The 11,852-nt window shown below is 59.5% G+C and carries 7 protein-coding genes and 1 pseudogene; 1 reads left to right on the top strand and 7 read right to left on the bottom strand.

What is annotated here, in order from left to right; translation table 11 throughout:
• The 7 genes and pseudogenes from ACJRW5_RS22295 to guaB form a co-directional block, all read right to left on the bottom strand.
• Positions 1–2,363: autotransporter outer membrane beta-barrel domain-containing protein (locus ACJRW5_RS22295; RefSeq protein ID WP_484572674.1), on the bottom strand; the 2,363-nt coding region annotated here is incomplete at its 3' end.
• A 38-nt stretch (positions 2,364–2,401) separates the two neighbouring features.
• Positions 2,402–2,680: a hypothetical protein gene (locus ACJRW5_RS22290; protein WP_484572675.1), complete on the bottom strand. Its 279-nt coding sequence runs from the start codon at positions 2,678–2,680 to the stop codon at positions 2,402–2,404.
• Positions 2,681–2,903: 223 nt separating this feature from the next.
• A pseudogene (locus ACJRW5_RS22285) lies at positions 2,904–3,005 on the bottom strand (ESPR-type extended signal peptide-containing protein); the annotation flags it as partial.
• Positions 3,006–3,613: 608 nt separating this feature from the next.
• Positions 3,614–4,300, bottom strand: coding sequence for a response regulator transcription factor (locus ACJRW5_RS22280; protein ID WP_484572668.1), 687 nt, complete (start codon positions 4,298–4,300; stop codon positions 3,614–3,616).
• The gene (locus ACJRW5_RS22275) at positions 4,279–5,664 is read right to left on the bottom strand and encodes a sensor histidine kinase (RefSeq protein WP_484572667.1); all 1,386 of its coding nucleotides are present in this window, start codon (positions 5,662–5,664) and stop codon (positions 4,279–4,281) included. Before ACJRW5_RS22275 ends, ACJRW5_RS22280 begins: the two co-directional genes overlap by 22 nt.
• A gap of 765 nt (positions 5,665–6,429) precedes the next feature.
• Positions 6,430–8,007: a glutamine-hydrolyzing GMP synthase gene (gene guaA / locus ACJRW5_RS22270; protein ID WP_484572666.1), complete on the bottom strand. Its 1,578-nt coding sequence runs from the start codon at positions 8,005–8,007 to the stop codon at positions 6,430–6,432.
• A gap of 75 nt (positions 8,008–8,082) precedes the next feature.
• Positions 8,083–9,552, bottom strand: a complete 1,470-nt coding sequence (gene guaB / locus ACJRW5_RS22265) for an IMP dehydrogenase (RefSeq protein WP_484572665.1) — start codon at positions 9,550–9,552, stop codon at positions 8,083–8,085.
• A 144-nt stretch (positions 9,553–9,696) separates the two neighbouring features.
• Between guaB and ACJRW5_RS22260 the strand changes: the two genes are divergently transcribed.
• Positions 9,697–11,799, top strand: coding sequence for a TonB-dependent siderophore receptor (locus ACJRW5_RS22260; protein WP_484572664.1), 2,103 nt, complete (start codon positions 9,697–9,699; stop codon positions 11,797–11,799).
• Positions 11,800–11,852 lie beyond the last annotated feature (53 nt).

Raw genomic sequence — 11,852 nt, 5'->3', positions numbered from 1 at the left:
TTCAGACGCTTATCGATGCCGAGCAACAGCCCCTGCTCGTCGCTGTCCAGCGCTGCCGCATTGCCGTTGCCATCCAGATTCATGCGACCACCGAGCAGCTCGAACCATACGCCCTGCCCTTCGCTGCGCTCGGTGCTGCGCGCGCGCTGCAATACGGCGCTGCGTACCTGGCTGGCACTGTCGAGCAGAACGGTTCGGGCACTGGCGTGCACTTCGCCCGACAGGGCATCCATCGCGGCAAACGCCTGACGCTCGCTCATGTTGAGCACCTGATCGAAGACCGCCTTACCCGCTCCCTGCGTAAAGACCCCCGTCGCCGTCGAGCGCTGGTTGCGGCTCATGCCAGCCAGGGCAAAGGTCTGCCCGAGGGCGTTATCCAGGCTACTGGTCAGGGTGAGGGCATTACCAACCTGCCCCAGCACAAAGCTCAGGTAGGCGTAGTCAAAGTCGATGTTCAGCCTCTGCGTGCCTTGAACGTCGAGGGTTCCGGCCTCAAGGATGGTGTAGGTAGTACCGGCGGCGTAGTTGGAGCCGCTGCCAGCGACCGGCATCACGTGAACGATGGCACCATCCTCGATGGTGGCGGTACCTGTCACATTCACCAGGTCATTATTGACACCGGCGACATTGCCACCGTCATTCAGCTCCACCTCCAACGTCGAGCCCGCACCCAGGCTGAAGTCGCTGTTCACATTCAACGTGCCGATGGAGTTACCCGCCGCCACCGTACCGCCAGAAGATACGTTGAGAGCGCCCAGCGAGCCCGAACCACCAAGCCTGCCGCCCGTCACGTTCACGGTGCCGCCAAGCGCATTGTTCACGCTCAGCAGACCGCCACTGAGAATGGTTGTTCCTGCATAGGTAGAGCTGTTTCCGCTCAGGACCAGTTCGCCATCGCCTTCCTTGGTCAACACGCCCACACCCGAGAGGGCCCCAGCATAAGTGCCATTCATACCCTGATCGAACGTCAGCGCGGCGTTGTTCACAATGTCGCCCTGCAGAGTTGTCGTGTCACCGATCAATGTGCCCGCCGAAATGGTCGTGCCGCCGGTGTAGCTGTTGGCTCCGCTGAGAGTGAGCGTGCCAGCGCCGTCCTTGGTGAAGGCGCCAGTTCCGGAAAGCGCCCCACTTGCCGTGGCCGCCACACCATTGGCGACGGAAATCGTGCCGTTGTCAGCACCGATCAGCACATTATTCTCCACCGTGGTATCAGCGGTTACGGCAAGCGCCCCTCCGTTGAGGGTCAGCAGACTGTCCGATGTACCCAGCGCACCGCCGCTATCGATCGAAAGCGTACCCGCCAATACCGTCCATGGCGTCGTCTCCGCGGTCGAACCGACGAGCGCCATGGTACCGGCACCGATCTTCTCGAAGGCCTCAAAGCCCCTGAAGTCGCCGCTGACGCTGTCGAATCCCGAGACGTCAAACTCGCCAGTCACACCAATCGTCAACGTGTCGTGCTCCCCGTTCGCGACAACCGCGCCGCCCCGGGAGCCGCCGAGCACGATCAGTTGGTTGGTGCCGCCGGTGAATTCGATGGCGTTGGCCTCGGTTCCATCGGCGCCGACGCCGCCGCTAACGCTGCCAGCAACAGTAACTGTCAGGTTAGAACCCTGGATGCCAACGCCGCCGGCGCCACCGACGCCATCATCACCCAAGGAGGCGCCACCATCGCCACCATCGCCACCGGTGACACTGCCAGTAGCGGTGACTTCGATGGTTCCGCCATTGAGCGCAAGCAAACCGGCACCACCCGCGCCACCCGCACTAGCGTTCGTGTTGTTGATGTTCTCGCCGCCGTCACCACCGGCACCGCCGCTGACAGTGCCGGAAATCTGAACGCTGCCGCCGGCCTCGAGAACCACGCCGTTGCCGCCGTTGCCGCCGTTGCCCGCCCTGCCGCTGAGGACCGGGGTCCCACCCGAATCACCGCTGGCGCCGCCGTTGCCACCGCTGCCACCGGTGACGCTGCCCTCGATGCTGGCTGCTGCAGCCTGCGTGAATATCAAGCCGTCACCACCATTAGCTCCGGCGCCACCACGCCCCAAGAGGATACCGACCGCCGCATCGCCCCCGCGACCGCCATTGCCTCCGCCCCCCCCGGCTACCGTGGAATCAATGACGAGTGACACCCCTGCACCTTGGACGAGTAGGCCGAGCCCGCCGCCGCCGCCGCCGCCACCATCGTGACCCGCTTGGGAGTTATTGCCGCCGCGACCGCCATTGCCGCCGGCGCCGCCATCACCGCCCTGCACGGTGACCCCGGACAATGTGGCTGGATCGCTGTCCGTGGACACAAAGCCGTAGCCGCCTACGCCGCCGCCACCACCGCCGCCGCTGGAAAGGCCTGTGTTGGCGGTCAACGAGCCACCGTTTCCACCGTTTCCGCCCGCCCCGCCCGTTACGGTCGATGGAAGATCATTGAGAAGACCCACACCGCCCACGGCACCCGCACCACCACCACCGCCGCCGCCCGCACGGATGTTGTCGTCGCCCCCGTCACCACCATCTCCGCCGTTGGCGCCATCCGAAGCCCCGCCTGCGCCGCCGGCCCCACCAGCGCCATCGTCCACACCACCGTGTTCAGCGCCCGCACCGCCAGCGCCAGCCGCACCGATCCCGGCGCCACCACCACCGCCACCGCCAGCAGTGGAAGAGCCCAAGCTCCCTTGGCTGCCATCTCCACCGGGCTCAGTTAGGCTCGACGCTCCGCCTGAGCCACCACCAAAATTGTCACGCCCACCGCCCTGGCCGCCAACAGCAGGATCCTGCGCATAAGCGGACATCGACACCGCGCTCCCCAGGGCTACCATCGAGATCACGGCAGCATGTAAAGCGCTATAGCGCCAGCTCCACTTTTTAAAAGGCGTGACATCGCAACGAGATGAAACATGTCCTGCAAGGGCGATGGTTGATTGAGATGAGGCACTTTTTCTTTTGCCTTTGGCTAACTCCCCCGCCACTACCCATACCTGGCGAGCAGCACTCCAGACAATCTTATACATCCTGTTCATTGCGAAAACCTTTTGCTTTTATCAAATTGAGCCAGCACGCATCGCTTTCTCAGGGCACAGAAAATCGCGCAAACGCAATAAGCGCTTACTGAGAAGTAACGAAAAACGTGACACTAACACAAGATGGGAAAAGCTTATGTTTCACCGTGTAACATGGCAGAACCCTAATCAATCAAATCTTTTACATATCAATTAAACCATGAGACTAACACTCTATACCCCATAAACATCATATTCACCTAAAGAACAAAAACCCAATGACATACAGCCATTAATAACAGGCATTTAACTATTAATTAACAGGCAAAGTATGCATCACATGCAGGCTTCAGCATTGACTCATTGGGCTACAGCATCTGCAGTGTTTGGAAACCGACAAGCAGTTATGTTTACTTGGGGAGAGTCTGAAACAGTTGCCATTCTCGCACACGCGGAAATCCAGAGCCCCACCGCTCCCACTTCAACAGGAGCAACGGAGAGGAATTTCTTCAGCTTTCCTGACGGCATTACTCAGATGCCTTCACTTTCAATTGTACATATAAACGATCAGCGCCTGCCCTTAAAGGCGCCCCAGGCACACCACATCAAATCCTAAAGTTTCAATGATGTACGTGTACCGCTTCGGAAAACAGATAACCGACATTGCGTACGGTCTTGATCGGAATGGCATAATTACCGGTCGTAAAACGTCGGCGAATGCGGGTGATATGGATATCCAGGCTTCTGCTTTCCGGCGGGTAGTTAGGGACACCCATGGCAGCATACAGTTGTTGCCGGGTAACTGGCTTTCCGGCCAGGGATATCAATCTATCCAATATATCCCGCTCGGATTTAGACAACTCATGCGCCTCACCGTCTGGCGTAATCAGTAGCCATTTGGCTGCCTGGAACTGCCAGGGGGTGGGTACTGCTTTTTCAACGCTGTTGTGTCGCTTACAGCGTTGCATCACTGCCAGCAACTCTCTGATATCAACTGGCTTGGGCAAATAGTAATCGGCCCCCGAGGACAGACCGTTGACGCGATGCTCAACATCGCCCAAGGCCGACATCATGATGATCTCGATACGCCTTGTTTGCTTGAGGCGACTGGCGATCTGCAAGCCGCCCTCGCCGGGAAGATTGACATCCAGCAGCAGCATGTCGACCTCGAAACGGCTCATGATTGCATCCATCTGCGTTGCCGAACCGGCCTCCATGACCTCCATTCCGATACTCTCCAGCACGGCCCGTATGGGGGCACGGAAGTGTGCCTCATCGTCGACGATCAATACACGCAACTGTTGCATCTGGCCGCTCCCTCAGCAGGTAATGTCACGGAAAAAATGGTCCCCTGCCGGCGCTCGACACTCACCGTACCACCGTGCAGCTCAACAATCCGCTTGACAAAGAAAAGCCCCAGCCCTGATCCCTGCGGCTGTGTTTCCGACGACACTCGATAGTATTTATCAAAGATCCGTTGGCGTTCCTGTTCCGCAACGCCCTGGCCGTCGTCAAATACTTCCACCGTTATCGGGGCGGCACTATTCTGCGGCGGGGATAGCAGCCGAATTTCAGTATTCTCGTGTTTGCGTGCAAATTTCCGGGCGTTGCTTATCAGGCTTGAAAACAAAATCGACACCAGGTAGCGATCCCCCTGTATGTGCAGCGCCGCGGGAGCATGCGCATCGACAAAACGAACACCGTACTCATCACTCAAACCCCTTAATAGTTCGATCAGATCGAGCGATGTCATGAACAATTCATTGTCTTCAATAACAGTCGAAATCCGCTCATCACTGAGGCAGCCATCAACCAGATCATTCAGGCGCAAGGAGGTTTGCTGTATTCGCTCCAAACTTTCTTTTATGAAGGGTGCTGGCGGGTTTTCGATCATCACCACCGCATCGGCATTGGCTTTGATAATACTCAATGGAGTTTTGAACTCATGCGACAACATGGCCATGAAATCTTTTTGTTCGCGCAAGGCAATACGCGCGACATCATGAGCAGCTGTAACTTCCTGCAGCTGAAATTTTAACTGCTCACGCAGGCGATCGAAGACAATGACAACAATGCCGACCATTACACCTATACTGATAACGACCCCCAGCATGAAGATCAGGTAAGCGGTCTGAAAATCCGACTGACTCATGCTCGGCTGACCCAGTATGAAGAAAACCCTGATCACGCAAAGTAGAGTCGCCGTCGCAAAAACGATTGCCAGGCCGCGCCGAGATAGCCGTACTTGATCTTTCCATAATACCCAGCTGCTCATAAAGGTAAGACAGCCTATAGCTATTGAGCTTATGAAAACGCGTTTACTCAGATCCTCGCTATCCAGAAAAATAATAATCAGCGGGTAGAACAGAAGTATGACGGTCATTGGCCAGCGCCATTCCATGGCAAAATCGCAGAGCTGCCGCACTGCCTGATAATAGAAGGCGCCTGCAAGAAGATAGACAGCATTGGACAGCAGAATCGATATCATCGGGTCAATGATGCCGCGGGCCAGGAGAAGCATAGGTGTGACCGCCTGACTGGCGCCGGCAATAACCGCTTGTTTGAGACCGGGAACTCCCGGCAACAACCAATAGAGTAAATAAAGCGCTACAGCTGACACACAGGAAGTGACAGTCATCATCAAAAGTATGGTGTTGAAATCGAGCGCCACGCAGAAGTCCTACCTTCTAATCAATTACCGACCCAATCACTATATTGCCCTGCCCTGAGCAATGCGTTTAGGGCCAGAGGCCCCACTTGCGAGAGCCATGGATGGCATGTCTCATACGCCACTGATGATGCCGGGCCGCATACACCCCGACTCCAGCACCCATTGTGGCCAGGTGAAAAAAGCCCGAGCGTATCACCCTTATTGAATTGACGCCGCAACGTAATGTCGTATGGCCATGACTGCCAGCCAAAGCCGGCCGCTATCGTTCACGTTGTAGCGTTTTTTATTTCAGCGTTGGGTTACGTCGTTTGGTATCGATCAGCTGGAAAGCGCAGTTTTCATGTCAATGCATCGCGCTCATAAATCAGACACAACTCTTGCCCAAGCTCCGATCAGCTCGGGCGTTGCGGGCCAAGAATCGCTCGCTTATCTGAGTCAGACTCGGTTTTAGGAACCAGAAGAAGTGCCTGATAAACGGGACGTCCGAATAGCTCATTGGCACTGCTTGCCCTTTCATTCGTATCCAGCAACGTCTCGCTCAGTGAGAGTATTTGCCAGAAAGGGACTGCAATATTTAGATACCAGTTGGCACGAGCCTGGACCATCTTGGTATTGGCATCAACGCCAATAATCGCACCTGAAGGTTTCTCACCAAGGTGCTCTGAGCATCGATAGAACGAATACAGCAAACAGCAAAAAGCCAGCTTTAACGCTGGCTTCTTGTTTACTCTGACGGCCTGGTAGTGAGGGCTTTCAAGCGCCAGATCACTCCCACTCGATGGTCGCTGGCGGCTTGCTCGACACGTCGTAGGTGACACGGGAGATGCCTTCGATTTCGTTGATGATGCGGCCACTGACGGTCTCCAGCAGCTCGTACGGCAGGTGCGCCCAGCGAGCGGTCATGAAGTCCACGGTTTCCACAGCGCGCAGAGCGACGACCCAGGCGTAGCGACGACCATCACCGACCACGCCGACCGATTTCACCGGCTGGAACACCACGAACGCCTGGCTGGTCTTGTGGTACCAGTCGGCCTTGCGCAGCTCTTCGATGAAGATGTGGTCGGCACGACGCAGCAGGTCGGCGTATTCCTTCTTCACTTCGCCGAGGATGCGCACGCCCAGGCCCGGCCCCGGGAACGGGTGGCGGTAAACCATGTCATAGGGCAGGCCCAGTTCCAGGCCGATCTTGCGCACTTCGTCCTTGAACAGCTCACGCAGCGGCTCGACCAGCTTGAGGTTCATTTCCTCCGGCAGACCGCCGACGTTGTGGTGGCTCTTGATCACGTGGGCCTTGCCGCTCTTGGCGCCAGCCGACTCGATCACGTCCGGGTAGATGGTGCCCTGGGCGAGGAACTTGATGTTGTCCAGCTTGCTGGCCTCGGCATCGAACACGTCGATGAAGGTGCGGCCGATGATCTTGCGTTTCTTCTCCGGGTCGGCTTCGCCGGCCAGGTTACCGAGGAACTGTTCTTCGGCGTTGGCGCGGATCACCTTGACGCCCATGTTCTCGGCGAACATGGCCATCACCTGATCACCCTCGTGCAGGCGCAGCAGGCCGTTGTCGACGAACACGCAGGTCAGCTGGTCGCCGATGGCCTTGTGCAACAGCGCAGCAACCACCGAGGAGTCCACGCCGCCGGACAGGCCGAGCAGGACGTTGGCATCGCCAACCTGGGCGCGTACCGCAGCAACGGCGTCATCAACGATGTTGGCCGGGGTCCACAGGGCTTCGCAGCCGCTGACTTCCAGGACGAAGCGCGACAGGATGCGACCGCCCTGCTTGGTGTGAGTCACTTCCGGGTGGAACTGTACGCCGTAGTAGTGGCGGGTGTCGTCGCACATGGCGGCGATCGGGCAGCTCGGGGTGCTGGCCAGTACGTGGAAGCCTTCCGGCAGGCGGGTGACCTTGTCACCGTGGCTCATCCACACATCCAGACCGAGTACGCCGTCGGCGTCGACATGGTCTTCGATGCCGGCGAGCAGCTCGCTCTTGCCGACCACGTCAACGCGGGCGTAACCGAACTCACGCAGGTCGGAGCCTTCTACCTTGCCGCCGAGCTGCTCGGCCATGGTCTGCATACCGTAGCAGATGCCCAGCACCGGCACATTCAGATCGAACACCGCCTGCGGGGCGCGCGGGCTGTTGGCTTCGTGCACCGACTCCGGGCCACCGGCGAGGATGATGCCACGCGGGGCGAAAGCGCGGATGTCCTCGTCGCTCATGTCCCAGGGGTGCAGTTCGCAATAGACGCCGATCTCGCGCACGCGACGGGCGATCAGTTGGGTGTACTGGGAACCGAAGTCCAGAATCAGGATGCGGTGGGCGTGAATGTCTTGGGCCATGGCCGTCTCTCGTAGGTATTCACAAATGACACGGGGCTGATAAGCCAGCCCCGTGTTGATTCAATGCAATGGACCTTAGCCCACGCGGTAGTTCGGGGCTTCCTTGGTGATCTGCACGTCGTGGACATGCGACTCGGCCATGCCGGCACCGGTGATGCGGACGAACTCCGGCTTGGTGCGCATTTCCTCGACGGTGGCGCAGCCGGTGTAGCCCATGGAGGCACGCAGGCCGCCCATCAGCTGGTGAACGATGGCGGCCATGGCGCCCTTGTACGGTACGCGACCTTCGATGCCTTCCGGCACCAGCTTCTCGGCACCGGCCGAGGAGTCCTGGAAGTAACGGTCGCTGGAACCTTGCGCCTGCGCCATTGCACCCAGCGAGCCCATGCCGCGGTAGGCCTTGTAGGAGCGGCCCTGGAACAGCTCGACTTCACCCGGCGCTTCTTCGGTACCAGCCAGCATGGAGCCGATCATCACGGCCGAAGCACCGGCGACGATGGCCTTGGACAGGTCACCGGAGAAGCGGATGCCGCCGTCGGCGATCAGCGGTACGCCAGTGCCGGCCAGGGCAGCGGCCACGTTGGCTACGGCAGAAATCTGCGGTACGCCGACGCCAGCAACGATGCGAGTGGTGCAGATAGAGCCCGGGCCGATACCGACCTTGACGCCGTCAGCACCCGCTTCGGCCAGTGCCTTGGCCGCTGCGCCAGTGGCGATGTTGCCACCGATGACCTGAACTTCCGGGAAGTTCTGCTTGACCCAGCGTACGCGATCGATCACGCCCTTGGAGTGGCCGTGTGCGGTGTCGACGATGATCACGTCTACGCCGGCGTTGACCAGTGCCGCGACGCGGTCACCGGTGTCGGCGCCAGTGCCGACGGCTGCGCCAACGCGCAGGCGACCCTGGTCATCCTTGCTGGCCAGCGGGTAAGCCTTGGCTTTCTCGATGTCCTTGACGGTCATCATGCCTTTGAGGTTGAAGGCGTCGTCGACGATCAGGACCTTCTCGATGCGGTGCTTGTGCAGCAGCTCGCGAACGGTTTCCTTGTCGGCGCCTTCCTTGACGGTGACCAGGCGCTCTTTCGGCGTCATCACGTCACGCACCAGGGCGTCCAGACGGTTTTCGAAGCGCACGTCGCGGGAGGTGACGATGCCGACCAGGTCGCCGCCGGACAGTACCGGAACACCGGAGATGTTGTTCTGGCGGGTCAGCTCGAACAGGTCGCGCACGGTCGCGTCAGCTTCGATGGTGATCGGGTCCTTGACCACGCCGGCCTCGAATTTCTTGACCTTGCGCACCTCGGCAGCCTGCTGCTCGATGGTCATGTTCTTGTGAATGATGCCGATGCCACCTTCCTGAGCCATGGCAATGGCCAGGCGCGCTTCGGTAACGGTATCCATTGCGGCGGACAGCAGCGGGATATTCAGTTCGATGCCGCGGGTCAGGCGGGTCTTCAGGCTGACGTCCTTGGGCAGTACCTCGGAGTATCCGGGGATAAGCAGGACGTCGTCGAAAGTGAGTGCTTCTTGGCTGATGCGCAGCATGGCGGGCTCCCGAGCGGGAAAATAAGAAGCGCGGCATTATACCCAGGCACCGCGAAGCACTCAATGCAAAGTGTGACTCTAGGCAGAGACTGTAAAGAGATCATAAAATAATGATTCTCAAAAACATCCGCACCTGAGTAACAAATGATTCCTCCCCGCCTTTCCCTGAGCCGCACCAGTGCCGCTCTGCTCAGCCTTTGCCTGCTTCCGAGCGCTCACCTGCTGGCGCAGGAGCTGGAGCTCCCCAGTCAGGACGTCATCGCCAGCCCAATTACCGAAGAGGACGGCTACCAGGCCAAACGCAGCAGCACTGCCAGCAAAACCTCCGTCGCACTCAAGGATGAGGCTCAATCGGTACAGGTGGTGACGCCGCAGACCATAGAAGACTTTGAAGTCCGCTCTCTGGACGATGCGATGAAGTTCGTCAGCGGCATCACCCAGAGCAACACCCTGGCCGGCACGCAGGACGGCTTCGTCAAACGCGGCTTTGGCAGCAATGCCGATGGTTCGATCCTGCGCGACGGCATCCGCTCCAGCCTGTCGCGCAACTTCAGCGCCACCAGTGAGCGTGTGGAAGTGCTCAAGGGCCCGGCCTCGCTGCTGTATGGTGCGCTGGAGCCAGGCGGACTGATCAACGTCATCAGCAAGAAACCGCAGTATCAGTGGGCCACGCAACTGAGCGCGGACAACTCCAGCTTCGGCGGCGGCAGCCTGGCGGTCGATGTCACCGGCCCGATCGCCGACAGCGGCCTGGCCTTTCGCCTGATCGCCGAGCGCCAGCACGAAGACTACTGGCGCAACTTCGGTGAAGAGGAACACAGCCTCATCGCACCATCCTTGAGCTGGCAAGGCGAACGCCTGCGTCTGAACCTCGCCTACGAGTACAAGGAATACAGCGCCCCGGTAGATCGCGGCACGGTGATCATCAACGGCAAACCGGCCCACACCTCCTATAACGACCGATTCAATGAGGCCTGGGCCAAGGCCGAAGGCATCGATGAACTGCTCACCGCCACAGCCGAGTACCAACTCAGCGACGATTGGTCGAGCCGCCTCACCTATGGCTGGAACAATGAGCGCTACGACTACGCCGAGGCACGCCCGGCAACACTCAACGCAAACACCGGCGCCCTTGGTCGCCGCGCCGACGGCAGCGAGCACAATAACCAGACCCAGTACCTGGCCTGGGATTGGATCGGCAACACAACCCTGCTTGGCCAGCGTCATGACCTGTTGATCGGCGCCGACACCGAACGCGTGGATAACTTCCGCGGCGATACCTGGCGTGGCGCGACAACCGCTGGCTTCAACATCTACAACCCGGTGTACGGCAACCTCGCCGAGCCCTCGGTACTCAACCAGGCGCAGAGCGACCGTAACGACGAGCTGCATTCGCGCTCGCTGTACATGAAGGACAACTGGCACCTGAACGAGCAGTGGATCGTGGTGCTCGGCGGTCGTTATCAGCGCTTCGAGCAACTGGTAGAACAGGGACGTGGCGCGACCTATACCCGCCCCACCGACCGTCACGACACCACATTCCTGCCTTTCGGTGGCTTGGTGTTCCAGCTCAATGATCAGGTTGCCTTCTACGGCAACTACAGCCGCTCCTTCGTGCCCAATGCATCGGACGCAGACAGCGGACAGGCTTTCGATCCAGAAGAAGGCCGCAGCTACGAGCTGGGAATGAAGCTGGATCTGCCCCGGGGATTCGGCGCCACCCTGGCGCTGTTCGATATCGAGAAGGAAAACGTGGTGGTCACCACCAACAACGTCTCGGAAGCCGCCGGCAAGGTGGGTTCGCGCGGTGTGGAGCTGGATATAAGTGGTCGCCTGAGCGAGCGCTGGGAACTGCTCGGCAGCTACGCCTACACCGACACGGAGATCCTCGACGACCCGAACAATCAGGGCAACGAACTGGTCAACGCCGCGCGCAATGTCGCCAGCCTGTACCTGACCCATCACCTGGATCTGCCACAGGCTCTCGGTCAGTGGCGCCTGGGTGGCGGCGCCCGCTACGTCGGCGAACGCGCGGGCGACAACGCCAACAGCTTCTGGCTCGACAGTTACACGGTGGCCGATGCCTTCGTCAGCTGGGACAGCCAGTTACTCGGCGAGAAAACCCGCCTGCAGCTGAACGTGCGCAACCTGTTCAACGAACGCTATTACCCGTCCAGCGGCGGCAACCTGCGCGTCGCGGTAGGCGAGCCACGCGAAGTGCGTCTGTCGGCCAGCGTCGAGTTTTGAAGCAAGCTCGGTGACACTAGTGGGAGGCGACCGAAGCACGATGAAATCTCGGC

It is taken from the genome of Pseudomonas pichavaramensis (assembly GCF_050473265.1).
Classification (GTDB): Bacteria; Pseudomonadota; Gammaproteobacteria; order Pseudomonadales; family Pseudomonadaceae; genus Aquipseudomonas.
Note: the sequence above shows the minus strand (reverse complement) of the source record. Positions and strands in the feature narration are given on the sequence as shown.

Coding starts and splice junctions, on each gene's coding strand:
- ACJRW5_RS22290 (WP_484572675.1), bottom strand. CDS start 2,680: ATGGCAGCCAAGGGAGCTTGGGCTCTTCCACTGCTGGCGGTGGCGGTG.
- ACJRW5_RS22280 (WP_484572668.1), bottom strand. CDS start 4,300: ATGCAACAGTTGCGTGTATTGATCGTCGACGATGAGGCACACTTCCGT.
- guaA (WP_484572666.1), bottom strand. CDS start 8,007: ATGGCCCAAGACATTCACGCCCACCGCATCCTGATTCTGGACTTCGGT.
- guaB (WP_484572665.1), bottom strand. CDS start 9,552: ATGCTGCGCATCAGCCAAGAAGCACTCACTTTCGACGACGTCCTGCTT.
- ACJRW5_RS22260 (WP_484572664.1), top strand. CDS start 9,697: ATGATTCCTCCCCGCCTTTCCCTGAGCCGCACCAGTGCCGCTCTGCTC.